We start from the raw sequence: 25737 nt of genomic DNA on the forward strand, positions 1-25737 counted from the left end.
TGACTGGCAGTCAAGAGGTCAGGGGTTCGATCCCCCTCGTCTCCACCCGAGCATTGAATGAGGCTCCAACGCAAGTTGGGGCCTTTTTTCATATAGGCACACAAGGTCAAAGGCGGCACCATGATCCTCCTGGTCGACAAGATCGAAAAAAGCTTCGGCGCGCGCGTCCTCTTTAGCGGCGCGTCCTTCCAGATCAACCCCGGCGAGCGCTTCGCGCTCGTGGGCCCAAACGGCGCCGGCAAAACCACCATGCTCAAGATCATCATGGGCATCGACAGCCCAGACGCTGGCCAGGTCCAGTACGCAAAGGACTGCCAGGTGGGCTACCTAGAGCAGGAAACTAATCTGGAGCAAAAGGACACCACCATCCTCGCCGAGGTCATGGCCGCCGCCAAGGAAATCCGCCGCATGGGCGAGCGCGCCAACGAGCTGCAGGCCCAGATCACCGAGCTCTCCGAGCAGGGCAAGGACGTCGACGCGCTCCTCAACGAGTACGGCCAGGTCCAGGACCGCTTTGAGCACCTGGGCGGCTACGAGCTCGAGAGCAACGCCCGCAAGATCCTGTCCGGCCTGGGCTTCAAAGTCACCGACTTTGAGCGCCCGTGCTCCGAGTTCTCGGGCGGCTGGCAGATGCGCATCGCGCTGGCCAAGCTCTTCCTGCGCCACCCCGACTTGCTGCTTCTGGACGAGCCCACTAACCACCTGGACCTCGAGAGCGTCCAGTGGCTGCGCGGCTTTATCGCCAACTACGACGGCGCCGTCCTCATCGTCAGCCACGACCGCGCCTTCATGGACGCCTGCGTCGACCACGTCGCCGCACTCGAAAACCGTCGTGTGACCACCTACACCGGCAACTACAGCAGCTACCTCAAGCAGCGCGAGGACAACCTGGAGCAGATGCGCGCCAAGCGCGCCGCCCAGGAGCGCGACATTGCCCATATGCAGGTCTTCGTCGACAAGTTCCGCTACAAGCCCACCAAGGCAGCCCAGGCCCAGGAGCGCATCCGCAAGATCGAGCAGATCAAAAAGGAGCTCGTCATCCTACCCGAGGGCCACAAGCACATCGACTTTAAGTTCCCTGACCCGCCGCGCTCCGGCGACATGGTCGTGGGCCTGGAGGGTGTATCCAAGTCCTACGGCGACAAGCACATCTACAGCGACATCGACCTCAAGCTCTACCGCGGCGAGCACGTGGCGCTCGTCGGCCCCAACGGCGCCGGCAAGTCCACGCTCATGAAGATCCTCGCCGGTCTGGAGCCGCCCACTACCGGTACCCGCGATCTGGGCAACAACGTGGGTGTGGCCTACTACGCCCAGCACGCGCTCGAGGGCATGACCGAGTCCAACACCGTCCTGCAAGAGATCGACACCGTCACGCCCAAGTGGACCGTGCCGCAGCAGCGCAGTCTGCTGGGCGCCTTCCTGTTTAGCGACAACGACTCCATCGAGAAGCAGGTTCGCGTCCTCTCCGGAGGTGAAAAGGCGCGTCTGGCCCTGGCCAAGATGCTTGTGGCCCCCGAGGCGCTCCTGTGCCTGGACGAGCCCACCAACCACCTGGACATCGACTCGGTGGACATGCTCGAGAACGCCCTGCAAAACTTCCCCGGCACTATCGTGCTGATCAGCCACGACGAGCACCTGGTACGCGCCGTGGCCAACCGCGTCATCGACATCCGCGATGGCAAGGTAACGGTCTACGACGGCGACTACGACTACTACCTCTACAAGCGCGAGGACCTTGCGGCCCGCGCCGCCGCCGAGGCGTCCACGGAGAGCACACCGGCCGCGACCAAGGCAGCCAAGCCGACCAGCTTCACCCAGCCCAGCGCTGCCGCCCCCAAGCCGGCCGAGGGCAAAAAGACCAAGGAGCAAAAGCGCGCCGAGGCCCAGGCTCGCGCCGCGCTCAACAAAAAGCTCAAGGGCGTGCGCAACCAGCTCAAGAAGATCGAGGCCGAGCTCGAAAAAAAGCGCGCCCGCTATGACGAGCTTATGGAATTGATGGCAAGCGAAGAGCTTTATGCCGATCAGGACAAGTTCAACGCCGCGCTGGGGGAATATAACGGCCTTAAGCAAGAGCTGCCCAAGCTCGAGGACGAATGGCTGGAGCTTTCCACCCAGATCGAAGAGGAGACCGCGCGTGAACTCTCGTAAGGCCGCTGCCGTGGCGATGAGCATCATCGCCATCGCCTGTCGCATCTGCGGCATTTTTATGAGTGCGATGACTGTGCTGCTGTGCTTTAGCGGCCTCACCGCCAAGCTGCAGATCGTGGGCTTTGTCGTTGAGCTTTCGCGCGCGCTTCCGAGCGCCATCGCCGGCTACGGCGTCATCACATCGCCTTTTGGCGGCGTGTTCCGCCTGGATTATGCCATCGTTGCCGTAATTCTGTTTGTAGCCGACTACCTGCTCACGCGCGCCTCGCGCCGCGTCCGCTAGGGGAGCGTCATGTCCAGCAGCTACCTCATGAAACTGCTCGCGAGCGCCGTCGCCGTCATCGTTGGCATCGTGATCCACGAGAGCGCACACGCCGCGGCGGCCTGGGCGCTCGGCGATAAGACGGCCCGTTCGCGCGGCCGCGTCTCGCTCAACCCGCTCAACCACATCGACCTGTTTGGCACCATCATCCTGCCGCTGCTCATGCTTGCCGCCGGCGGTCCCGTGTTCGCCTTCGCCAAGCCCGTGCCCGTCTACCTCAACAACCTCAAGCACCCCAAACGCGACGAGGTCCTGGTGAGCGTGGCCGGCCCCGCGTCGAACATCGCCCTCGCGTGCCTCGCGTCCGCCCTCATGCACGCAACGTACGGCAACCTCTATGCAAGCATATCCTTTGCCGTAGCGTCGCAAATCATGAACTTCGGCGCCACGTTTATCGTGGTCAACCTGTCACTCGCGTTCTTTAACCTCATCCCGATCCCGCCGCTCGATGGCTCGTCGATCATCGTGCCCTTCCTCAAGGGCAAGGCGCTCAACAACTATTACCGTCTGCAGCAATACGCTATGCCCATCCTCATCCTGGTGCTGTACCTGCTGCCTATGTGGACCGGCATCGACGTGATCGGCCGGTATTTCGACGTTACCGTGTATCCGCTTGCTGAGCAGCTGCTCAACTTCGCAATCGCCGGCATCTAAGGTAAACTTATAGGTCGACCGTGCAAAACGGTCGTAACATGCACCCAAACCGCGCCGCGAAGGCGCCGTCAAAGGAGGTCGAATATGTCGTATCGCGTGTCGACGCAGGTCTACAGCGGACCGTTCGACCTGCTGCTGCAGCTGGTAACCCGCCAAAAAGTTGATATCGGCGCCATCTCGATCAGCGAGGTGGCCGAGCAATACCTGGCCGAGGCCGAGCGCATCGAGGCGCTGGACCTGGACGTGGCGAGCGACTTTTTGCTGGTCGCGGCAACCCTTTTGGACATCAAGGCTGCCTCTCTGGTGCCGCAGGAGGCCCCGCGCAAAGCCGATGACGACGATGACGAGTTCGACGAAGACCTCGAGGAGCTCAGCACGCTCGACGGTGATGCCCTGCGCGAGGTCCTGATCCAGCGCTTGATCGCCTACAAGCAGTTTAAAGGCGCGGCGGCGGCCCTTGGCGCGCGCATGCAGGCCGAGAGCCGCATGCATCCGCGCGTGGCCGGCCCCGACCCCGAGTTTTTGGGCCTTATGCCCGACTACTTGGCCGGCATCACCCTGCGCGGCCTGGCCGTTATCTGCGCAGACCTGGACGGCAAGCGCCAGACCTTCCTGCTGGAGGCCGAGCACGTGGCGCCGCATCGCGTGCCGCTCGACCTGACGGTGGCCTCGGTCGACCGCTTTACCATGGCGCACCAAACCTGCACCTTCCGCGAGCTGCTGGACGGCGACGCCACCACCGAGCAGCTCGTCGTCACCTTCCTGGCCATGCTCGAGCTCGCCAAACGCGGCTCGCTCACGCTGAGCCAGGACGAGATCTTTGGAACCATCTGCATCAACCGAGTCGAGGGCGCCGAGGCTTACGTGCCCGGCGAGGACCCCGAGCTCACCGAATAGGAGCGGCAACCATGTCAACCCTTTCAACGCTGGAGGCAAACAGCCTCAAAGGCGCCCTCGAGGCGCTGCTGCTGGTCTCGAGCGACCCCGTGAGCGCACCCGCGCTGGCAAGTGCGCTGGATATTGCCCCCGGCGAGTGCGCGTCGCTGTTGGCCGAGCTTAAGGTTGAGTACGAGGAGGCCAATCGCGGCTTTCAGCTGCGCGAGGTCGCTGGTGGCTGGCGCCTGTTTACGCACCCCGCCTACCACGACGTGGTCGAGGCCTACGTGCTGAGCTGGGACACACAAAAACTGTCGCAGGCGGCGCTCGAGACCCTGGCCGTCATCGCCTACCACCAGCCCGTCACGCGCGAGGTGGTCAAGGGCATCCGCGGCGTCAACTCCGACGGCGTCATCGCGTCGCTCGTGGACAAGGGTCTGGTGCGCGAGCTCGGTCGCGACCCCGAGCGCGGTCAGGCCATCATCTACGGCACGACCAACGCTTTCTTGGAAAAGTTCGGCCTGCGCTCCACTCGCGACCTGCCCGATCTGGAACAGTTTGCCCCCGACGAGCAGTCGCGCCAGTTTATCCGCGAGCGTCTGAGCGGCCGCAGCATTCAGTCCACGCTTGAGGAGCAGGCCGAAGACCTGGACGAAGAGCGCGAACTGCTCGATACCGATGTTGAGGACACCGATGACGCAGAGCTTCTGCCCACCGGTGACACCTCGGAGGATTTGCATGACGAGGACTAACGAAGCAGGGGAGACGCGCACCGCACGCGTCGCGGGCGCTACGGCGCCCACAGGCGGCACCCAGCCCGTCTACCCGCACACCATGCGCCTGCAGCGCTTTTTGGCGCGCGCGGGCGTGGCGAGCCGCCGCGGCTCGGAGGACCTGATGACCGCTGGCCGCGTGACCGTCAACGGCCAGGTCGCAACCGAGCTGGGGACCAAGGTCGACGTCGACCGCGACCATATCGAGGTCGACGGCATGCCTGTCAAGCTCAACCAGGGTGCCGTGTACCTAATGCTCTACAAGCCGACCGGCTACCTCACCACCATGAGCGATCCCCAGGAGCGCCCTTGCGTGGCCGACCTGGTCCCGCGCGACCGTTTTCCGGGGCTCTTTCCGGTGGGTCGCCTGGACCGCGACACCACGGGCCTTCTGCTCTTTACCACCGACGGCGACCTGTCGCAAGACCTGCTGCACCCCAGCAAGCACGTCTACAAGACCTACCAGGCGCTCGTGGACGGCCACCTGACCGATCGCGACTTGGAACCGCTCCGCCGCGGCATCGAGCTCGACGACGGCCTGTGCCAGCCGGCGATCTGCCGCGTCATCAACGCGCGCGAAGCCGAGGCCGTGGCTCCGCAGGGTGTAAAGCCCGGCACCACCGCCGTGGAGGTCATCATCCGCGAGGGCCGCAAGAACCAGGTCAAGCGCATGCTGAGCAAGATCCACCACCCGGTGATTCGCCTGCATCGCTGCAACTTCGCCGGCCTGGAACTCAAGGACGTGTCCAAGGGCTCGTGGCGCGAGCTCACCGAGCGCGAAGTGCAGATCCTCAAGGCCGGCGGCACCCCGCCCAAGCAGGCCGCATCCAAGCGCGGCACCGCGCCGGCGACCAACACCGCGAGCCGCACGCGCCACCACGGCAGCCACGGCTCCGCGCCCAAGCGCAACACCTACCGCGAGCGCTACACGGGCTAAGCAATCCGCCGCGCCCCGACGCCCGCGAACCATACCAGCACGTCAACCACCGAAAGGAAGTATTGCATGATCGTCGCCATCGACGGCCCCGCCGGTTCCGGCAAGTCCACCATCGCCAAGGAGATCGCCCGCCAGCTGGGCTTTAACAAGCTCGACACGGGCGCCATGTATCGCGCCGTCACCTTCGCCGCGCTCGACCGCGGTATCGACCTGGACGACGAGGCGGCCATCGACGCCCTCGCCGAGCAGATCGAGATTCGCTTTACCAATGGTACCGGCGAGGACACGCGCCTGACCATTGACGGCCAGGACGCTTCGGCCGCCATCCGTACCCCGCAGGTCGACGCCAACGTATCCAAGGTCTCGGCCTACCCGGGCGTGCGCGCCGCCATGCTCATTCACCAGCGCCGCGCCGCCGAGGACCGCGATATCGTGGCCGAGGGTCGCGACATCGGCACCGTCGTATTTCCCAACGCGCAGGTCAAGGTGTTCCTGACCGCCGACCCGCGTGAGCGCGCCCGCCGCCGCGTGCTGCAGCGCCACCAAAACGACGCCCAGCCGCTTACTGCCGAGCAGCTCGAGGCCGAGGTCGACGAAACCCTCGACGCCCTCAAGCAGCGCGATAAACTCGACAGCAGCCGCGAGGTCGCACCGCTCGTGCCCGCCGAGGACGCCGTGCACGTCGACTCCACCGCCCACACCATCGACGAGGTCGTACGCATTATCGAGGACCTCATCAACCAAAGGAGGTAACTCATGCGCCTGTTTAAGCAGACGCCCGAGGATTACTACAACGCCCCCTACGCCGAGTTCCCTGCGCTCATCCGCGCCGTCGTCGTGGTGGTCATGGCTATTCTATGGGCCTTCTCCAAGCTCATGTGGCGCTGGAAGGTCGAGGACGCCGACCTGCTGTTTGAGCGCCAGGAAGGTCGCGGTAGCGTGGTCATCTGCAACCACACCTCGATGGCCGAGCTCTTGGCCGTGGAGACGGCGCTGTTCTTTGGCGGCCGCCGCATCCGCCCCATCTTTAAGTCCGAGTTCGCGAAGAGCAAGATTGTACGCTGGGCCTTTAGCCGCGTGGGCGGCATCCCCGTAGAGCGCGGTACTGCCGATATGAAGTGCCTGCGCGCCGCCCAGCATGCGCTACAGCGCGGCGAGGACGTCCTGATCTTCCCCGAGGGCACGCGCATCCGCTCGCGCGAGATCAAGCCCGAGGTCCACGGCGGTTTTGCGCTCATCGCCCAGATGGGCAAGGCGCCCGTCAACCCGCTCGCCATCTGCGGCTGGTCCGACATCACGCCCGCGGGCAAAAAGCTCATGCGTCCTAAAAAATGCTGGATTCGTGCCGGCAAGGCCGTCTCGCTTTCGGACGCGCCGGCCGGGCTTAAGCGCACGGAGCGCCTGGCCTGGTTTGAGTCCGAGGCCATGAACCGTGTATATAAGATGCGCGACGAGTTGTGCGCCGAGCATCCGGGCAGGTTCTAGCCATGAGCGAGAACGTGACGAACACAGCCGCGACTACGTCCGACCAGGACGGCGCGCCTAACATCGAGATCGCCGCCCACGCCGGCACTTGCTACGGCGTACAGCGTGCGCTCGATATGGCGCTGGCCGCTGCGCCGCAGGCAGGGGAGTGCAATCAGGTCCATACCTTGGGTCCGCTCATCCATAACCCCATCGTGGTGCGCGAGCTCGCCGAGTCAGGCGTCGGTCTGGCCGAGACCTTGGACGACGCCGCGTCGGGCACCGTGATCATCCGCGCGCACGGCGTGGTGCCGCAGGTCATCGATGCCGCTCGCGAGCGCGACCTCGATGTGGTCGACGCCACCTGCCCCTACGTAAAGAAGGTCCACGTGGCGGCCGAGCGTCTGGTGCGCGAGGGCTACCGCGTGATCGTCGTGGGAGAGCCGGGTCACCCCGAGGTCGAGGGCATTCTTGGCCATGCTGGTGATGACGCACAGGTCGTGAGCTGTGCCGCCGATGCGGACGCGCTGCCACTCAAGGGCAAGGTGGGTCTGGTTGTGCAGACCACCCAGACCGCGCAGAACCTGGCCGAGGTTGTGGCCTCCATCACCCCGCGCGTGCAGGAACTGCGTGTGATCAACACCATTTGCGCAGCCACGAGCGAGCGCCAGCAGGCAGCCGCAACCCTCGCCAACCGCTGCGACTGCATGGTCGTCGTGGGCGGCAAAAATTCGGGCAACACGCGTCGCCTGGCACAGATCTGCGCTGATGCCTGTGAGCACACGCATCACATCGAGGAAGCTTCGGAGCTCCAGGCCGCGTGGTTTGCCAACGCGCGCCACATTGGCATCACTGCCGGAGCCTCCACCCCGCAAGAACACATCGAACGCGCCGTAGAGCGTATCAAGGAGCTTTGCCGCTAATCATGGACCAGACCGTACCCGCATACGCCGCCGAGGTGGCCGATTACGGGCGCAGCCGCGACCCCGAGCCGGGTGAGGGCGCGCTCGTAAAGAACGTGCGTCCCGAGTCGCCCGCATGGGATGTGGGTATCGAGCCGGGCATGCGCGTGCTCACGGTCAACGGCGAGCAACTCACTGACATGATCGTATGGCTCTGGGAGGCAGACGACGACACCGTCGAGCTGGAGGTATTCGATCCGCGCGACGGCACTGTCACCCCCGTGGAGCTCGACCGCTTCCCGGGAGAGGACTGGGGCCTTGAGTTCGACGGCCCCATCTTTGACGGCATGCGCACCTGCGTCAACGCCTGCGTGTTCTGCTTTATGACCATGCTGCCCAAGGGCGGTCGCTCCACGCTCTACATTCGCGACGACGACTACCGCCTGAGCGTTTTGCAGGGTAACTTTGTCACGCTCACGAACCTTTCCGACGAGGACGTGCAAAACGTTATCGATCGCAACATGAGTCCGATGAACGTGTCGGTCCACGCCGTGAGCCCCGACGTTCGCCGCCGCATGATGGGCCGCAACGCCCAGCGCGGCATGGACGTACTCGAGGCCATCATGGCCGCCGGCATCGAGATTCACGCGCAGATCGTGCTGTGCCCCGGTATGAACGACGGCGAGGAGCTGGAAAAGACCCTGCGTTACTGCGAGGAGCACGAGCAGATCACCAGCCTGGGCATTGTGCCGCTGGGCTTTACCAAACATCAGAACCGTTTTAGCTGGTCCTACAGTGACAAGCCCGAGCTCGCACGCGAAACCATTGCCATGATCCGGCCTTTCCAGGACCGTGCCTTCGAGCGCTTTGGCCGCCACACCTTCCAGATGAGCGACGAGTTCTATCTGGACGCCGGCATCGATCCTCCCGAGGCGGACTTTTACGACGGTTACCCGCAGTACTACGACGGCATCGGCATGATCCGCTCGTATCTGGACGAGACCGACGACGTGCTGGCTACCGATGCCGAGCGACTGGCCCGCGTCCGCGAGGCCATCGCCGCCCGCAGCCAGAACCTGCTGTGCCTCTCCGGCGCCAGCGCGCGAGACACCGTGGCACGCTTTGTGGAGTCGCCGCATGGTCTCGGCGGCACCGTCACAGCCATCAAGAACCGCTACTTTGGCGGCAACGTGGACGTGACCGGCCTCATCGTCGCGTGTGACATTCTGGAGCAGCTGCCCCAAGATCTGTCGGGGGTTATGCTCTTTGTGCCTAAGCTCATGTTCAACGCTGACGGCATGACGCTTGACGAGTATCATCGTGACGATTTACTCGCAAGCCTTACCAGTCGCGGCGCCGAGGTTCATGTGGTGTCGACCATGCCGCATGAGCTGCTCGATACCCTGGAGCACATCCTTGGCATTGTGCCTGCCGACTCTACTAATTCCGCTGACCCTACCCATTAAAGGAGAGCAGATGAAACCTATCGTCGCCGTCGTCGGACGCCCCAACGTGGGTAAGTCCACGCTCGTTAACCGCCTGGCCCAGACCTCGGACGCTATCGTCCACGAGTCTCGCGGCGTCACGCGCGACCGCTCATACCACACGGCCGATTGGAACGGCCGCGAGTTCACCATCGTCGACACGGGCGGTATCGAGCCGCTCAAGAGCGACGACGTCTTTGCCACGTCCATCCGCGACCAGGCCCTCGCCGCCGCCGAGGAAGCCGCCGTCATCCTGTTTGTGGTCGACGGCCGCACCGGCGTCACCGAGGAGGACGAGTCGGTCGCCCGCATGCTCAAGCGCTGCGACAAGCCGGTCTTTCTGCTGGTGAACAAGCTCGACAACCCCGATCGCGAGAACGACAGCATCTGGGAGTTCTATTCGCTCGGCATCGGTGAGCCCACGCCGCTCTCGGCCCTGCATGGTCATGGCACGGGCGACCTGCTCGACGATATCGTGGCCCTGCTTCCGGAGGAAGAGGACGAGGTCGCCGATGAGTTCCCCGATGCGCTGAACGTGGCCATCATCGGCCGCCCCAACGCCGGCAAGTCCTCGCTGTTCAACCGCATCCTGGGCGCCGACCGCTCTATCGTGTCCAACATTGCCGGCACCACGCGCGACGCCATCGACACCGTCGTGGAGCGCAACGGCAAGCACTACCGCATGGTCGACACCGCGGGCATCCGCAAGAAGAGCACCGTGTACGAGAACATCGAGTACTACTCGATGGTCCGCGGCCTGCGCGCCATCGACCGCGCCGACGTGGCGCTGCTCGTCGTCGACGCCTCCGTGGGCGTTACCGAACAGGACCAGAAGGTCATGGCTCTTGCCATCGAGCGCGGCTGCGCCATCGTTGTGCTGCTCAACAAGTGGGATCTGCTCGACGACGACCGTAAGCGCGAGGCCTGCATGGAGACCATCGACCGCCGTCTGGGCGTCATGGCTCCCTGGGCCCAGTACTTGCGCATCTCTGCCCTGACCGGCCGCAGCGTCGAGAAGATCTGGGCAATGGTAGACGCCGCCGAAAAGACGCGCTCGCAAAAGATCAGCACATCGCGCCTCAACACGTTCCTTACCGACCTGCGCGAGTTCGGTCATACCGTGGTGGACGGCAAGCGCCGCCTGCGCATGCACTACGTGACCCAGACGGGCGTCAACCCGCCGACGTTCACGTTCTTCGTCAACCATAGCGACCTGGTCAACGACACCTACCAGCGCTACGTAGAGAACCGCATGCGCTCGACCTTCGACTTTGCCGGCACGCCCATTCGACTCTTCTTTAGGAAGAAGGAGCAAAAGGATGCATAATCCGATTCTGCTGACCGCCATCTGCGCCGTGCTCTCGTTCTTTATCGGGGCGATTCCGTTTGGTCTGATCTTGGGCCGCGTGTTCAACCACACCGACATTCGCAAGGCGGGCTCCGGCAACATCGGCACCACCAACGCCCTGCGCGTGGCCGGCCCTAAGGTGGCCGCGCTCACGCTGTTGCTCGACTGCCTTAAGGGCGCCATCTGTGTCCTTATCGCCCGTCCGCTCATCGCGGGCGTGGGCTATGGCTTCCCCGTGAGCATTATGGCCCCCGGCGCTCCCGGCGACTGGATGCTCGGCGTCATCTGCCTGGCGGCCGTGTGGGGCCATATCTTCTCGCCCTACCTCAACTTCCATGGCGGCAAGGGTATCGCGGTTGGTCTGGGCGTCATCCTCGCTTGGTACTGGCCTATTGGCCTGTCGCTGCTGGGCATGTTTATCGTGGCCGTCGCCATCACAAAGTTTGTGTCGGTAGGCTCGCTTGCCGCGGCCATCGGTCTTCCCATCGCCGTCTGCGCGGTCTTTCCGTACGGCAGCCTGGGACTTAAGTTTTGCATGGCGATGATCGGCATCACCGTGGTGTGGGCCCATCGCGCGAACATCAAAAAGCTCATGACGGGTAAGGAGTCCAAGCTCTCGTTTACCAAGCGCGTCACCGAGCCCGACGATAAGTAGGGGAGAGTCATGAATGTTGCGCTGATTGGCTCCGGCTCCTGGGGAACCGCCGTCGCCGGCCTTGCCGCCGCGCGAGCCGAGCGCGTGACCATGTGGGCCCATAGCGAACAGACGGCCGCCGGCATTAACGGCGAGCATCGCAACCCCCGGTATCTGGTGGATTACGTGCTGCCGGAAAACGTCGTCGCCACGACGGATCTGGCCCAGGCGCTCGACGGCGTCGAGGCCATCATCTTTGCCGTGCCCTCCACGCACCTGCGCAGCGTATGCCATCAGGCGGCACCTTGTATCGCCACCGACACCCCGGTGCTCTGCCTCACCAAGGGCATTGAGCCCGAGTCTGGCCTGCTCATGAGCGAGGTCATTGCCAGCGAGATCGGCAACGAGCGGCGTGTGGCGGCCCTCTCGGGCCCCAACCATGCCGAGGAGATTTGCCGCGGTGGGCTCTCTGCCGCCGTCATCGCCAGCAAAGATACGCAGGTAGGGGAGACCTTTAAGGAGCTGCTGCTGTCCACGGCCTTCCGCATCTACCTGTCGCAGGATATGACCGGCGTCGAGGTTTGCGGCGCCATGAAAAACGTCATCGCCATCGTATGCGGCATCTCCGCCGGCTCGGGCGCGGGCGACAACACGCTTGCCCTTATCATGACGCGCGGCCTGGCCGAGATCAGCCGTCTGGTGCACGCCCGCGGCGGTCAAGCCATGACCTGCATGGGTCTTGCCGGCATGGGTGACCTCATTGCCACCTGCACCTCCGAGCATTCGCGCAACCGCACCTTTGGCTACGAGTTTGCCCACGGCGTCTCGCTCGACGAGTACCAGGCACGTACGCATATGGTGGTCGAGGGCGCCGTCGCGGCCCGCAGCGTCAGTGAGCTTGCCCGTTCACTGAGCGTAGACATTCCGCTCACCTTTGCCGTGGAGCAAACGCTCTACAACGGTGTTACTTTGGATAGGGCGCTCGAGATTCTTACCGATCGCGTCCCTTCTCAAGAGTTCTACGGACTCACCGACTAGCGCAGAAAGGCTTCTACCATGGGTTCCATCAAAATCGCTCCGTCTGTCCTTTCGGCCGACATGGCCAACCTCAAGGGCGAACTCGACAAGATCGCCGGTGCCGACTACGTGCACTTCGACGTTATGGACGGTCACTTTACCGGCAACCTCACCTTTGGCGTTGACATCCTTAAGGCCGTCAAGCGCTCCACCGATGTACCGGTCGACGCGCACCTCATGGTGACGAACCCCGACGAGACGGTCGATTGGTACGCCGACGCCGGTGCCGACATGATCACCGTGCACTACGAGGCTTCCACGCACCTGCACCGCACGCTCACGCATCTGCAGCAGCGCGGCGTCAAGGCCGGCGTGGTGCTCAACCCCGCCACCCCCGTGTGCGTGCTCGAGAGCATCATCGACGTCGTCGATATGGTGCTGCTCATGAGTGTGAACCCGGGCTTTGGCGGCCAGAGCTTTATCCCGGGCACCATCGCAAAGCTTCACGAGCTCAAGGCCATGTGCGAGCGTCACGGCGTTTCGCCCCTCATCGAGGTCGACGGTGGCATTTCTCCCAAGAACATTGCCGAGGTCGTCAAGGCCGGCGCTAACGTGCTCGTGGCCGGTTCTGCCGTATTTAAGTCCGAAGATCCCGCTGCCGAGGTTGCCCTGCTGCAGAAGCTGGGCAACGAGGCCGCACAGGAGGCATAAACCCTTATGACCGCAGGTCAAAACCGCATACCCGTGAATCTTGACTATGCCGCCTCGACGCCCATGCGCGCCGAGGCGCTCCTTGCGCAGCGCGAGTACGACGACAGCGAGCTTGCCGGCGTCAACCCCAACTCGCTGCATTCGCTCGGCCGCAAGGCTGCCGCGCGTCTGGAGGTTGCACGTCGCGAGATCGCCCGCAGCTTTGGCGCGCGCGTCCGCCCGTCCGAGATTGTACTGACCAACGGCGGCACCGAAGCCAACCAGCTGGCGCTGCTCGGTCTTGCCGAGGGCGCTCGTCAGCGCGATCGCAAGCGCGATCGTGTAATCGTTTCGGCCATCGAGCACGATTCGATTCTGGACAACCTGCCGCTGCTGCGTGCCGCCGGCTTTACCGTCGACCTGGTGCAGCCCTGCCGCGCGGGCTACATTGAGCCCGCCACGCTTGTCGAGCTGCTCGGCGACGACGTGGCGCTCGTGAGCATTATGGTCGCCAACAACGAGAGCGGCGTGGTGCAGCCTATCCGCGAGCTGGCCGCCGCCGCACATGCTGCCGGTGCCTTGTTTCACACCGATGCCATCCAGGGCTACTTGCATATTCCGCTCGATGTCACCGAGCTGGGCGTCGATGCCATGACCGTTGCCGCGCACAAGATTGGCGGCCCCGTGGCATCCGGTGCGCTCTACCTTAAGAACCGCACGCCGCTGCGTCCGCGCATCTTTGGCGGTGGACAGGAAGCAGGACGTCGCGCCGGTACGCAGGATCTGCGCACGCAGCTGGCTTTTGCCGCTGCCGCCCACACGCTGGCGCCCCACGTGGCCCAGGAGCGAGCGACACTGCAGGCCCTGTCCGATAATCTCTATGCCACGCTTACGGCCCATCCTCGCATTCACGCCACGATGGGCGACTACGCGCAGGCAGATCGTCTGCCAGGCATGGTTTCAATCTACGTTGACGGCATGGACTCCGAAGAGCTCATCATCAAGCTCGATGCCGCCGGGTTTGAGGTATCGGCCGGATCAGCTTGCTCGAGCGGCAGCATGGACCCGAGCCACGTGCTCAGCGCCATGGGCATTGGTCGCGAGCAGGCGCTGGGCGCACTGCGCATCTCGTTTGATGACCGCGTGAACCCTTCCGACCTGGACAACTTTGCCCAGACGCTGCTGTCGATCGTGGGTGCCGCATGATCGTCGCCGACCTTGAGCGCGCCCTGCTGGCACGCTATCCCAAGACGGACGCCGAGGGTTGGGATCATGTTGGTTTATCTGTGGGAGATCCCGCCGCTGAGATCACCGGTGTTGCCTGTGCACTTGACGCTACCGAGGCCAACGTGCACCGTGCTCTCGAGGCCGGCGCCAACGTGCTGCTGACGCATCATCCCATTTATATCAAGGCGCCCGAGGCGTTTTGCCCGGCGGATATATCGCGTCCCCAATGCAGCGCTGTGTTGTACGAGGCAGCTCGTTGCGGCGTGAGCATCATCTCGCTTCACACCAACCTGGACCGATCGCACGAGGTGCGCGTTCGCCTGAGTGAGTTGCTGGGCGCTGAGCCCATGAGCTCGCTGGAGCATGTGGGCGAGCCTGAGCTCACCGGTCTGGGCGCACTCGCGACCCTCCACGACGTCTACAGCCTGCGCGATCTCGCCAACCGTGCCGCCACAGCCTATGGCAGCGACCCGCGCGTATGGGGCGAAGCCGAGCACCCGTGCCGCACCGTCGCCATTCTGGGCGGTTCCCTCGGCGATTTTGGTGAGCTTGCCATCGCCGCAGGCGCAGATGTTATTGTGACCGGAGAGGCCGGCTACCACGTGGCGCAAGACCTTGCCTTGCGCGGAATGCCGGTGATCTTGCTCGGCCACGACCGCTCTGAGGAGCCGTTCGTGGATATCTTGATGAACTCTGCAGTTGACGCCGGGATGGACCCCCGTCATGCGATTAAAATACTGAACCCTTGCCAATGGTGGACTGTGACAAAAGGAGAGAACTTATGAGCGCCGGCGCTACGCTACTCAAGCTGCAACAGATCGATTTGGAGCTCGCCCGCAACAAGAGCGAACTTGCCAATATGCCGGAGCTCAAGGAGCTCGCATCAAAGCGTAAGACCTATGTAAAACTCAAGTCCGAGATGACCAAGCTCTACGCCCAGCGCAAGGACCTGGACATTGAGCTGGGCGATCTCAACACCACCGAGATTCAGACCAACAACGCCATCGAGGCTGCCAAGAAGCGCCACGTCGACGGCTCCGACTACCGCGAGGTTCAGGACCTGGAGAATGAACTCGCCACCCTGGCCAAGCGTCTGGACAAGATTGAGCACACCCGCAAGGATGTCGTTATCGCCCATAAGGAGGCGCTCGACCGCGAGGCCCGCGCACAGGCAATCATCGCCAAGTTTGAGGAGGGCGTGAAGGCCGATACCAAGGCCGCCCGCGCCAAGGCTGCCGACCTGCAGGCTCAGATTGACGCCGCCACTAAGGAGCGCACCGCGCTTGCCGCTACGCTGCCGGCCGACGTGCTCACCGACTACGAGCGTCTACTCAAGCAGTTCCGCGGCCTGGCCGTCGAGACCATCCAGGGTAACATCCCCACGGTCTGCCACACCGCGCTGCAGGCTTCGTCCATGAACGACCTCAACCACGACGGTAGGTCAATTACGCACTGCCCGTACTGCCACCGCCTCCTGGTACTCCCGAGCGAGGAAGCCTAGCGATGACGGCGGCATCCAACAATTCAATGCAACTTGAGGGAAAAACGATCCTGCTGGGCATTACCGGCGGGATCGCCGCCTATAAGTCGTGCAATATCGTGCGCCTGCTGCAAAAGCGCGGTGCGCGCGTCAAGGTTGTTATGAGCGAGCATGCCACGGAGTTTGTGGGCCCACTCACCTTCCGTGCGCTCACCAACGAGCCCGTTGCCGTGGGCCTATTCGACGATCCCTTCGACCCCATCCATCACATTTCGCTGGCGCAGGAACCCGACCTGGTGGTCGTGGCGCCCGCGACGGCCAATATCATCGCCAAGATGGCCAATGGCATCGCCGACGACCTCATCTCCACCACGCTGCTCGCCACGCCGCGACCCATCGTGATCGCACCCGCTATGAATAACGGCATGTGGAAGGCTCCGGCGACGCAGGCCAACATGGCCACGTTGCGCGACCGCGGCGTGCATGTGGTGGGACCCGGCAGCGGCTACCTTGCCTGCGGCGACGTGGACACGGGACGCATGAGCGAGCCCGAGGACATCGTCGAGGCTGTCTGTGAGGTGCTCAACCCCGCGCCTCAGGACCTGGCGGGTAAGCGCATCGTGATTACCGCCGGCCCCACGCATGAGCCGATCGACCCGGTGCGCTTCATTGGCAACCGCTCTTCGGGCAAGATGGGTATCGCCCTGGCAGGGGAGGCTGCTCGCCGCGGTGCTGCGGTCACGCTCGTGCTGGGACCGACGTCGCTCGATGTTCCCCACGGCGTGGAGTGCGTACGCGTGCAAACCGCCGCAGAGATGCTGCAGGCAGCGCTCAGCGCCTTCCAGACGGCCGATGCGGCCATTTGTGCGGCTGCCGTCGCTGACTACACGCCCGCAGCCCCTGCCGACCATAAGCTCAAAAAGGCCAACGAGCGTCTGGATCGCATCGAACTGGTCGAGACGGTCGATATTTTGGCTGAGCTCTCGCGCCAAAAGGGAGAGCGGTGCGTGATTGGCTTTGCAGCCGAGACCGATAACGTTGTGGAGTACGCTGAGCGTAAATTGGCCCGCAAGGGCTGCGATGCGATCATCGCCAACGATGTTTCGCGCGCCGATTCGGGCTTTGGAACTGATACCAATAAGGCTTGGATCGTGAGCACAGCAGGGACGCAGGAACTTCCCGTGCTAACAAAACCCCAGCTCGCAGATACAATTTTGGACTTGCTCAAAAATAATTAAAAAAGTTCTTGCACAAGTCCAAAGTTTCGGGTTATTATACTCCCTGTTGCGAGCGAGAGCAGAGCAACAAATAAAAGCTTCGGGACGTGGCGCAGCTTGGTAGCGCACTTGACTGGGGGTCAAGGGGTCGCTGGTTCGAATCCAGTCGTCCCGACCAGAAGTTTGCAGGTCAGGCACCTAGTGCCTGACCTTTTTTGTTCTAAGCAATTGCTTAATTTTGATTAAGCAACAGGGTGCTAAAAATCTACCTACGCGATATTCGCCTTTTGCGGCTACTTGCGCGTTTTGCACGCGCTTGAGCCGATTTATTAACGCGATATGAATCTACATACGCGTAGCTGGTATACAGCCGAGTACGGGCTGTATTTATCGCGGCGATTTACACAGATATAGCGACTGTAACGGACAAGCGTGTCGCTGTATTTATTCCAGTAGTTCACTTGACCGGTGGACAAGTGAGCGGTTGCAACGAAACGGCAAGCGGGATGGGCCCTATACGAGGGCGCCGCAGAGGTAATAGAGGTGAAGTGCGGCAGGCGCTCTGAGAGGCGCAGTACGACCCCTTTTTCCTCGAACCGACTACCTTTGTACCATGAACCTCAAATTGTTCAAGTAATCGCCAAAAGAAAGGCCCGCGCAGGATTGCACGGGCCTTTCACTAGACAAACTAGAAGACAAGCTAGAAGACAGGTTAAAAACACCAGGCGAGGCATATGCAATACGAGTACGTCGCGCCGTAGTCGTTATAGTTACCGTTGCTATAGATACAGCGGAAGTACGCGGAGCCGCTCGGATCCACGGAGCGCGTCCAGTGATAAAAGCTCGACGACACCCCTGAATGGTTCGAGTACGTCACGCCCTTGGATTTGTAGTACTCGTACTGGGTACCGTCGGTCTGGCGGTCTCCGTAGATCTCGGTCATCGAGAGCAGGAAGACTTTATCGGTCGTGGCCGATGGGGCGCTGGCACTGCCACCACCCTTGTTATCGGTCATCTTCGTGACGGCCTTCGCCTTGGACTGGAGTTCGATCGGTAGGAGCGACCAGAGGTCACCGGAATTGAGGCGGCCGCGGATCTCCGATTTCTCCCAGCCGCCGGCATTGGTGCTCGTGGCGTTCATTCGCTGCTCGTCCATGGCAGTGTTGGTTACCTCGAACGTGAGCCCAGCCTTACCGGAGCCGTCCCCGAGGTCATCGTGGTTGATACCGATGATGCGATACTCGAGCGTCTTGCCGTTCGTCAACTTCATCGAGAACTTCGTCCCCGCGTCCATCGCGGCCTTCGCCTTTGCGTACGCCGGCGACGCCTCGCCCTTGGCGGCGATGTCCTCGGCCACGGCCTCCTGCTCGTCGAGCGTCCAGTCCTTCGCGTCCTTGGCGACAGCCGCCTGGACGGTCGCGGAATCGGCTCCCGCAGAGCCGCCGCCGGTTGCGCCGCCCTCGACCCCGCCGGTCGTCCCATTGCTCACCGTGTTGCCGACCAGGTTGAACTGGTTGCGGATGGCCCCCGCCACGCCGGGTCCCGCGAACACGATCACCAGGCCGATGATGGCGATGATCAGGACGTACTCGATGATAGATTGGCCTTGGAGGCGGGTTCTCCTAGGAGATACCCCCCCCCGAAGGTTAATTGCCGCTGCATGCATTTGCGGCTCCCTTCGCTCAGGGTTTGTAGATACATCGCCGAGCGTAGGGCTATTTCAGATTTCTGCATCGGTCTTGCCGCAGCGGCAAACGTAATTAACTAAACGCCTTCGCGGCGCAATCAACCGCTCACTCAATCGAATTTGTTGCTCAACAAATTCGCAGGTGAGGACAGTAGAATTGGTGTTATCGGAAGTGACGGATGACCGCCGGTGTCGAAGCTGGCGGCCGAGAAGAAAGGACCGAAAATGAGAACTATGGAGCTGATAATCTTCTTCCTGCCTCTCCTGGCGATCGCCGCCAACATCTGCGGCGTGGCGGAGCTCGTTAAGATTGCCAGGGCCAAGGGGCATTACACCAATGACGCGGGAATCCTCTGGTTCATCGGCCTTTTCGGCACGGCGCTCATGGTCGGCCTGATCGTCTGCGCACTGCCAGACCGAGCTGCGCCGGCGCCCAGCGCAAAAACGGATGAAGACGCCCTGCCCGAGGTGTAGACATGTCAAAGTACAAGATCGTCTACCGCGACGCCAACCCCTCCTGGCAGGAACTCTGCCCCGTCAGGGTACTGGCCGTCCAGGTCTCCAGGGACACCGAGACGGGAGCTTGCTTCCTCCAGACAAAGATCGTCAACGTATCGACGAAACCCATCAGCCGCATAGAGTTCACGGTCGGGCTCGAGGGCGAGGGAGGGGAGACGGAGAACGTCGACTTCTCGCTCCTAGATGCCGACCTGCCCGCCGGCGAGGTGCTCAGGCCCAAGGCGGTGAGAATCAAGCTGTCTGTTATCACCGGCTCGCGTGCCGTTGTGACCCGAGCGGACTGCGAGACGTCCTTCGACGACCCGGTCGACATCGATAACCCCGCGCCACTCGCGCTCAACGGAATCGAGGAGTCGGAACGCGATGTCCTGCTCTCCGAGATGGGCGCCGATGCCTGCAAATGCTCGGGTGTCCATTCCGAGCACGAGGGATGGTGGCAGTGCGGCTGCGGGGCGGTGAACCTCAAGCGCGGAACCTGCTGGAACTGCGGCGCCGTGCGCGAGAAACTGGCGGATCTGGAAGATGCCGCGTTCCTGGATGAATCCAGAAGGGACAGGGTCTACAAGACGAGCGTCGCGATACTCGAGAAGGGCAACAGGAAGGAAGCTGAGGCCGCAAAGGAAAGCCTCGAGAGGCTGGCCGAGCAGGGATACGGGGACTCGGGCGAGAAGGCAAGAGAGGCCGGCGCGAAGATTGCGAACCTCTCCAAAAGGAGGAAGAAAATAGCCGTCGCGGCTGTCGCGGGCATCGTCCTGCTTGCCGTCATGGTCGCCATCTCGCCCCTGCCGTCCATGCTCGAAGCAAGGGCGGACATGAAGGCGGAGCAGGAGAAAATCGAAAGCGTCGCGATTGAGCAGACCGTCGAACTGGGAACATATTCGGGCGAGCTCTCGGCTTATACAGGAAAGGATATCGAGGGCCAACCGATTGAATGGATAGTCCTCCACAAGGAGGGCGACAGGGCTCTCCTCATGACCGAGCATTGCATCGATGAGATGGAATTCAACGAGAATGGAGACGTATGGGACTTCAAGTCAAGCTCGCTGTATAGGTATCTGAACGGACCCTTCATAGAATACGCCTTCAACGATGCCGAGCGCGGGATTTTAGCAGGCGACGTAACGATTCTAGACTCCTGGAGCGATTACCTTAGCGAGGATAATATGTACGCGACTCTAGCCGGCACGGACGTCCCCGAGGCATGGTGGGCTTCCGATATAGAGAAATGCGAAGACGATTCATATGGGGCCTACTACGCCGGTCAACCCTTGACTAGTTACATTGACGAAGAAGGTGGCATCTCCTGCGGCGACCTCGGCAGCACGCAGGATTCGACTCTCGGAGTTCGCCCAGCCATCTGGGTCAAATTGAATTAGCAATCGATTTTTCCATCGGTTAAATTGTGAAGGTGGCTTCCGAACCATCGGGAGCCACCTTTATGCGTTCACTTGAACTTGGCTATTGCCGTGCCTTGGGAAGGATTACGCCGGGGGCATTCTTGTTGGAGTTGCCATGCAGTGTATTCGGGCTGACGTTTCAGTCGGAACAATCCAGATGAAGACTCCGGCACTGCTCAAACATTCCCGTTTAGTCATATACGTCACTGAAATCGCACTTGGCACCGAGACCAGTTACGTCCACATCCGCGTCCGGAACGAATCGAAGCGGTATCCCGTTTCAAAACGAAGCCTCGGTCCATGAAGGAGACTTTCCCATATACATAGATTAAGATAATACCGTGTATGACGAATATGAACTTGAGCATATTCCGTCCGTATTCATACTGGATGATCAAGGAAACATCATCGGCTTATCCGAAGGAGAGGAAGAACCTCTTGCCTTATTAAAGAAATACGCCAAATACAACGGATATAAAGCGGAAGGAGGCGACATCAAGTAACTATCAAAGGCCAGATTAAGGAGCCAGCCATGAAGAAATGCCTGCCCTCCATCGTCTCAGCAGCTCTTTGCCTCTCCCTTGTCATGACACCATTTGTGCCCGTTGCGGCAGCCCATGCCGACGAGGGATCTCCCGCCGAGAGCAGCGAGATCTACGTCGGAGACAACTACGACGAAAAGTACGATATATCCCTTTTTTTGAGCGCGGGCGCTGCACGGATTCATATTCCAAGGCGTGGTGCGATTCTCACGGATCTGCAAATAACCGCACCGTCCCTCACAAGGTCACGCTGAACACGAAGGAGGAGGCTTGCCTGCGCGATCTCTAGCTTGCTGGCACCGCTGAAGTTATCGCCGGTCTCGTGACAACCGGTCCTAGCGGCGGCTTTTTTGCAACCGCAATGACATCGTACCGACTTTTCACTTGCATGTTCTGAAAGGAAGTTGCCATGTTGTCGCAAAATCAATCGAGATACTTGACCACAATCGGCTTTGCCCTGCTTGCATTACTCTTTGCTAGCGACCTCTTGCTGAAACCGCCCAAGGAACTCGTTTCGCTTGCCATAGCCTGCATTTCCGCCCTTTACTTTACGGCAACCCTATTCGTCGGACTAAAGGAGAGGAAAAAAGGCGCAGTCGTTGTATCTGCCGTAGGCGTGATCATAGCCATTGCCTCATTCTTTATCTGACACATTGGTGATCTAGGGGCGATATCGTAGGAATACGACCGGGAGAGCCGGGACCAGATTGCCCGGGTTGCCCGGTCGGCTCGCGCGACGGCGCGGCGGTTCCACAGAAAGCTCTCCGGACTTCACACCGTTTCTGATCGCATTGTAGACAGCCATCTCGTCTTCGCTGTCGGCGAGCACGCGGTGTGCGTCGTCGTTTTGGATGTCCAGTAAATCTCGAAGGTCCTCCATGCACCAGCGTCCGAGATTTGGCCATGCGCGTTGCGCGAGCTGATAAGTGTCGATTGCGATGTTGTAGTTAAAGTCCAGGCCAAAGCCGTCCCAGGCAGAACGGCTTTGTTTCCTTGATTATCAACTTTATCCGGACACTTCCCGCATTCATCCGTGCGTGTACGGATGAATGCGGGGCTCGATAGCCCGGCGGCCTGATCGGCAGGCCGCCGGGAACTCTCACTCCTCGATAAAAGCCGGCACCCGGTTAGTCCTGCGCATCTTGAAATCGCCAGTTTCGTGGGAGACGTAGAGAATGCCGTCCATCCCGTCTCGCGATGCATATGAAAGGTGAACAGAACCGCAATCCGCTCCATCATCGTCGAGAAGATCGAACGAATTCGGATCGCTCGTTGCGGCCAAACGACCACTCAGACAAGAGCCATCGCCATTACAGATTTGCCATTCCATGTCTTCGCCTGCAAGAATCGCCATAGACGGCCTGGTCGCGCCATCGTTGACATACATCCCGTCTATGCCAAAACCGTTCTCAGCGCCATCGATAAACGATTGCTCGGACCTATACCTCGCAAATGATGCACATAGAACCATTGCAAGACAAAGTACAGAGCCAACAATCGCTATCTTTGCATAGCTCTTGCCTATCATGTCATTCACCTCGCTCGTATGTATCGAGGTATTCCTGCTTGAGCGTCTGCGAGGACGACTTGATCTTTTCCACGAGCGTGCCGGCCTCGATGAAGTAGAACGAGTTGGTGAGGTCTGCCAGGTCGTCGAGCAGATGGCTTGAAATGAGCACGCTTCGTCCCCGCGCCACCTCGCTGCGCATCGCGTCGCAGGAGGTTTTCCGCTTTCCCGGATCGAGGCCGTTCAGCGGTTCATCGAGGATAAGGTACGGGCAATCGGTCGATATCGCCATGGCAAGCTTTACCTGCTGCTTCATTCCTGTCGAGAGTTTACGGGTCGGCTTGTCGAGATATGAGGAGATTCCGAGGGAGTCGCAGAGCGAGTCGATGTCGGCGGCCGATTTCCACGCCTCCCTAACGAAAGCAAGGTGCTCGATGGCCGATAGCGTGGGGTAGAGATCCGCGCTGCCCGAAGAGCTCAGGTAGACGAGTTCTGCAAATTCGGCTGATCGACGTTGGCAGATTCCGTCTGCCGCCAGGCTTCCCGAGCGGATGCGGGTGGGAAATTGGCCCGACAGCGCTTCAAGAAGGGTGGTTTTCCCCGAGCCGTTGGGAGCAACGAGGCCCGCCGCCGTTCCCGGGCTCAAGAAAAGCGATCCGATTGAAAGTATCGTCGTGCTTCCGTATCCCACGCTCGCGTCCAGAAGCTCGAGCCCATGGTGCTTTCTCGCGGGTCCAGACTGTTTGGGCGAACGTGTCGCAACGGCGCCGACCGCAAAAAAGACCGCGACGTATGCCAGGGCCACGGCAAGCATCGATGCGCTGCCTGAACCGGAGCCAATGAATTCTGTCGGGAAGCATCCTACGTAACCCGTTGCCTCGATAGGCGAGAATACGGCCAGCGGCAGGAGATTGAGCGCGGCGCTATGCTCCAGTGCCGAATCGGACAGTAACGGGAATGCCGGGGCCGCGACAAGCAGCGCGGAGGTAAGGGGGCCCGCGAGGACGCGCCTCGTTGCGGTCGATAGGACGGCGGAGCAAACGGATATCAAGGTTCCGCCCGCAAGCAGCGCGAGAAGCAGGGCTGTGAAGACGTTTCCCGCGGTCGTGGTGGTAAGCGCGCCGTCATGGAAGAAGGCGATCGGGTACCCAATTTGCCCGAAGCCGTTTAGGGCCAAGGCGTAAATGCCCCCGGGTGCGAGGCCGGCGAGGAGCATCGCGGTCCCCGCGGCGATTATCGAAAACACGATCTGGATAAGGCGCCGGAATTTGGGCACGGGCGCCTTCGCCGCCAGGGTCGCAGGCCTTGTGGCGCCGAGCACGAGTATCGACGAGAGAAGGAAGGGGATGAAGGGAAGGAAAGACGGCACCGTGGCAATGGCGTAAGGCAGGAAGGAAAGGAATGGCAGGTCGTTTGCGGAGGCCGGGATATCCGTGATGCCGGAACTGCTCAGGGCACGGCAATACGCGAGGTCCGCGTCATTGGTCTCTCGGTCTCCCACGATGGACCCGGATTGGAAGCCTTCGCCCATGAGCGCGTAGTAGCTCTCGGCAGAATCGAGAAAGGCGGCGTCGGTTTGAGCGGCAAGGGCGGCGTTCGCGTATCTTGCAAGCTCCGCGTCAGCTTGCTGCTCTGGCGATAGGTCTGTGCCGCTGGCCTGGGGCGCGCGCGTATTGAATGCGTCGACAAAGCTCTGCATGCCCTGCTTCATAAAGAAGGGCCCGTAGATGGGTGAATTGAACGCAATGGGGACGGAAAAGGCTGCAGCGAGAACGAGCGTACAAATCCATGCGGCCTTGTCTCTTAGGATCAGTTTGAGAAGAAGTCGACAGTACATTTGGAAGCACCTACGTTCCTCAAAGAATTGTTAGATTAAAAGTAACAGACCGGATGAAGATACGTGCGACGGGGGCGAGGCGAATGGCTGAGCGGTATCGATATACAGGTTCAACGGTATCACATTGGCCACATAGATTATTAACCTGCATTTCTAACAGTTAAGGAGACGGGTGCTTTCCAGCACACTCCTTCGATGATGCCTTCCACTAGTTGCTATGCCGGTTTCAGCCAACAAAGAATGTGCCCGGGCGCTCAGGTTCACCGTTAGCGTTGGCAACATATGAGATGGGCCAGACCCTTACCGCGCGCCGATTGCGCGAGAGGTGTCGGGCTCCATGTTTATTCCACCTGCTTGTTATCAACCAGCTTCGTTCAACGTTAGACATTCAAGATGTCAGACGTCGAACCTGCGCCAAAGACGCAGCTGGGGCTACTAGTTGCCTACAATCGCTCGCGAAGCTCGCCTGTTCGTGCGTGAATATCTGACAGCTCCGTCAGACATTGTCGGACATTTGATTGTTCGACAAATGCGCACGTGGTCGCGTTCGCAAAGATTACTGAACGGTCGATGGGTGCGTTGAGACCGGAGCAAACGGCGGATGCCAGAAAAATGGCCTCACAGAATCGCACCCATGGTTGATAAAATTGACCGCCCTGGCGCAAATACCCGGGCGGTCAATTCATCCCCTCGTTCGCGATCCTGTTGGGTTTTGGGGCTTTGACATGTTGTTGACGGATGGATCAGCCGTACAGCTTGATCTCCCGGGGTTCCATGTGGTCGTCCCCCAATAAGACGTCCCTGATGTAGCTCTGCGGCAGGAACTCGACGGGCAGCACTGGGTCGTCGACGTAGCCGGGCACGGGGAGTAGGCGTGGCCTTTGGATATAGCGTGGCCGCCTGCCGGCGGTCGGACTGCCACTTCAGTCAAAAGCTCAGGCGCGCGCATTAAAATAATGGATATATCGCTTGATAGGCTTTTGACCAAGCATGAACATCGCAGGTAAATCCGTGTACCAATTTTTGGGGTTGATTTCCGATCTCAGCCGAACACATTGAGCAAATAGGCCAT

The 25737-nt window shown here is 61.2% G+C and carries 25 protein-coding genes and 1 tRNA gene; 23 read left to right on the forward strand and 3 right to left on the reverse strand.

Annotation, left to right across the window (positions count from 1 at the left end; translation table 11 throughout):
- The first annotated feature begins 120 nt into the window (after positions 1–120).
- From DW180_RS09405 to DW180_RS09495, 19 genes are all read left to right on the forward strand, one after another.
- Positions 121–2151: an ABC-F family ATP-binding cassette domain-containing protein gene (locus DW180_RS09405; RefSeq protein ID WP_118238468.1), complete on the forward strand. Its 2031-nt coding sequence runs from the start codon at positions 121–123 to the stop codon at positions 2149–2151.
- Positions 2138–2434, forward strand: coding sequence for a hypothetical protein (locus tag DW180_RS09410; protein ID WP_164473297.1), 297 nt, complete (start codon positions 2138–2140; stop codon positions 2432–2434). The genes DW180_RS09405 and DW180_RS09410 overlap by 14 nt, the downstream gene beginning before the upstream one ends.
- A 9-nt stretch (positions 2435–2443) precedes the next feature.
- Positions 2444–3127, forward strand: coding sequence for a site-2 protease family protein (locus DW180_RS09415; RefSeq protein ID WP_118238469.1), 684 nt, complete (start codon positions 2444–2446; stop codon positions 3125–3127).
- 84 nt (positions 3128–3211) lie between these two features.
- A complete protein-coding gene (locus tag DW180_RS09420; RefSeq protein WP_118238470.1) occupies positions 3212–4024 on the forward strand; it encodes a ScpA family protein in 813 nt (270 codons plus the stop codon).
- A gap of 11 nt (positions 4025–4035) precedes the next feature.
- Positions 4036–4755, forward strand: a complete 720-nt coding sequence (gene scpB / locus DW180_RS09425; protein WP_117636036.1) for an SMC-Scp complex subunit ScpB — start codon at positions 4036–4038, stop codon at positions 4753–4755.
- Positions 4742–5713: a pseudouridine synthase gene (locus tag DW180_RS09430; protein ID WP_118238471.1), complete on the forward strand. Its 972-nt coding sequence runs from the start codon at positions 4742–4744 to the stop codon at positions 5711–5713. The genes scpB and DW180_RS09430 overlap by 14 nt, the downstream gene beginning before the upstream one ends.
- Positions 5714–5779: 66 nt before the next feature.
- Positions 5780–6466, forward strand: coding sequence for a (d)CMP kinase (cmk, locus tag DW180_RS09435; RefSeq protein ID WP_117636034.1), 687 nt, complete (start codon positions 5780–5782; stop codon positions 6464–6466).
- 3 nt (positions 6467–6469) lie between these two features.
- Positions 6470–7198 carry a lysophospholipid acyltransferase family protein gene (locus DW180_RS09440; RefSeq protein ID WP_117636033.1) on the forward strand — a complete coding sequence of 243 codons (729 nt, stop codon included), beginning with the start codon at positions 6470–6472 and terminating at the stop codon, positions 7196–7198.
- A gap of 2 nt (positions 7199–7200) precedes the next feature.
- Positions 7201–8100, forward strand: coding sequence for a 4-hydroxy-3-methylbut-2-enyl diphosphate reductase (locus tag DW180_RS09445; protein WP_118238472.1), 900 nt, complete (start codon positions 7201–7203; stop codon positions 8098–8100).
- A 2-nt stretch (positions 8101–8102) separates the two neighbouring features.
- Positions 8103–9545, forward strand: coding sequence for a DUF512 domain-containing protein (locus tag DW180_RS09450; protein WP_118238473.1), 1443 nt, complete (start codon positions 8103–8105; stop codon positions 9543–9545).
- A 10-nt stretch (positions 9546–9555) separates the two neighbouring features.
- Complete coding sequence (gene der / locus DW180_RS09455; protein ID WP_118238474.1) at positions 9556–10890, forward strand: ribosome biogenesis GTPase Der; 1335 nt, start codon at positions 9556–9558, stop codon at positions 10888–10890.
- A complete protein-coding gene (gene plsY / locus DW180_RS09460) occupies positions 10883–11566 on the forward strand; it encodes a glycerol-3-phosphate 1-O-acyltransferase PlsY (protein ID WP_118238475.1) in 684 nt (227 codons plus the stop codon). The genes der and plsY overlap by 8 nt, the downstream gene beginning before the upstream one ends.
- A 9-nt stretch (positions 11567–11575) precedes the next feature.
- Complete coding sequence (locus DW180_RS09465; protein WP_118238476.1) at positions 11576–12583, forward strand: NAD(P)H-dependent glycerol-3-phosphate dehydrogenase; 1008 nt, start codon at positions 11576–11578, stop codon at positions 12581–12583.
- 18 nt (positions 12584–12601) lie between these two features.
- On the forward strand, positions 12602–13273 hold the full coding sequence (gene rpe, locus DW180_RS09470; protein ID WP_118238477.1) for a ribulose-phosphate 3-epimerase: 672 nt from the start codon (positions 12602–12604) through the stop codon (positions 13271–13273).
- A 6-nt stretch (positions 13274–13279) separates the two neighbouring features.
- Positions 13280–14458 carry a cysteine desulfurase family protein gene (locus DW180_RS09475; protein WP_117636026.1) on the forward strand — a complete coding sequence of 393 codons (1179 nt, stop codon included), beginning with the start codon at positions 13280–13282 and terminating at the stop codon, positions 14456–14458.
- Positions 14455–15264 carry a Nif3-like dinuclear metal center hexameric protein gene (locus DW180_RS09480; RefSeq protein WP_118238478.1) on the forward strand — a complete coding sequence of 270 codons (810 nt, stop codon included), beginning with the start codon at positions 14455–14457 and terminating at the stop codon, positions 15262–15264. Before DW180_RS09475 ends, DW180_RS09480 begins: the two co-directional genes overlap by 4 nt.
- The gene (locus tag DW180_RS09485; RefSeq protein WP_118238479.1) at positions 15261–15980 is read left to right on the forward strand and encodes a zinc ribbon domain-containing protein; all 720 of its coding nucleotides are present in this window, start codon (positions 15261–15263) and stop codon (positions 15978–15980) included. The genes DW180_RS09480 and DW180_RS09485 overlap by 4 nt, the downstream gene beginning before the upstream one ends.
- Positions 15981–15982: 2 nt before the next feature.
- Positions 15983–17197, forward strand: a complete 1215-nt coding sequence (gene coaBC / locus DW180_RS09490) for a bifunctional phosphopantothenoylcysteine decarboxylase/phosphopantothenate--cysteine ligase CoaBC (RefSeq protein WP_233539813.1) — start codon at positions 15983–15985, stop codon at positions 17195–17197.
- 80 nt (positions 17198–17277) lie between these two features.
- Positions 17278–17354 (forward strand) — tRNA-Pro (locus DW180_RS09495).
- 534 nt (positions 17355–17888) lie between these two features.
- On the opposite strand, the gene DW180_RS09500 is transcribed toward DW180_RS09495, so the two are convergent.
- Entirely contained in the window at positions 17889–18710 is an 822-nt protein-coding gene (locus DW180_RS09500) for a DUF6273 domain-containing protein (protein ID WP_147338932.1), read from the reverse strand.
- A gap of 378 nt (positions 18711–19088) precedes the next feature.
- Here DW180_RS09500 and DW180_RS09505 point away from each other — a divergent pair, with 378 nt between their 5' ends.
- From DW180_RS09505 to DW180_RS09520, 4 genes are all read left to right on the forward strand, one after another.
- On the forward strand, positions 19089–19337 hold the full coding sequence (locus tag DW180_RS09505; RefSeq protein ID WP_117716125.1) for a hypothetical protein: 249 nt from the start codon (positions 19089–19091) through the stop codon (positions 19335–19337).
- A gap of 2 nt (positions 19338–19339) precedes the next feature.
- A complete protein-coding gene (locus DW180_RS09510) occupies positions 19340–20758 on the forward strand; it encodes a hypothetical protein (RefSeq protein WP_117758887.1) in 1419 nt (472 codons plus the stop codon).
- A 362-nt stretch (positions 20759–21120) separates the two neighbouring features.
- Positions 21121–21282: a hypothetical protein gene (locus tag DW180_RS10300; RefSeq protein WP_158561630.1), complete on the forward strand. Its 162-nt coding sequence runs from the start codon at positions 21121–21123 to the stop codon at positions 21280–21282.
- 448 nt (positions 21283–21730) lie between these two features.
- Positions 21731–21970 carry a hypothetical protein gene (locus DW180_RS09520; protein ID WP_118238480.1) on the forward strand — a complete coding sequence of 80 codons (240 nt, stop codon included), beginning with the start codon at positions 21731–21733 and terminating at the stop codon, positions 21968–21970.
- A gap of 450 nt (positions 21971–22420) precedes the next feature.
- On the opposite strand, the gene DW180_RS09525 is transcribed toward DW180_RS09520, so the two are convergent.
- Together DW180_RS09525 and DW180_RS09530 are read right to left on the reverse strand one after the other, a co-directional pair.
- Positions 22421–22849, reverse strand: a complete 429-nt coding sequence (locus DW180_RS09525) for a hypothetical protein (protein WP_117758888.1) — start codon at positions 22847–22849, stop codon at positions 22421–22423.
- Position 22850: 1 nt separating this feature from the next.
- Complete coding sequence (locus DW180_RS09530; RefSeq protein ID WP_158570980.1) at positions 22851–24539, reverse strand: ABC transporter ATP-binding protein; 1689 nt, start codon at positions 24537–24539, stop codon at positions 22851–22853.
- Positions 24540–25737 lie beyond the last annotated feature (1198 nt).

Origin of the sequence: Collinsella sp. AM16-21, assembly GCF_003471905.1 — a bacterium.
Lineage (GTDB): Bacteria > Actinomycetota > Coriobacteriia > Coriobacteriales > Coriobacteriaceae > Collinsella.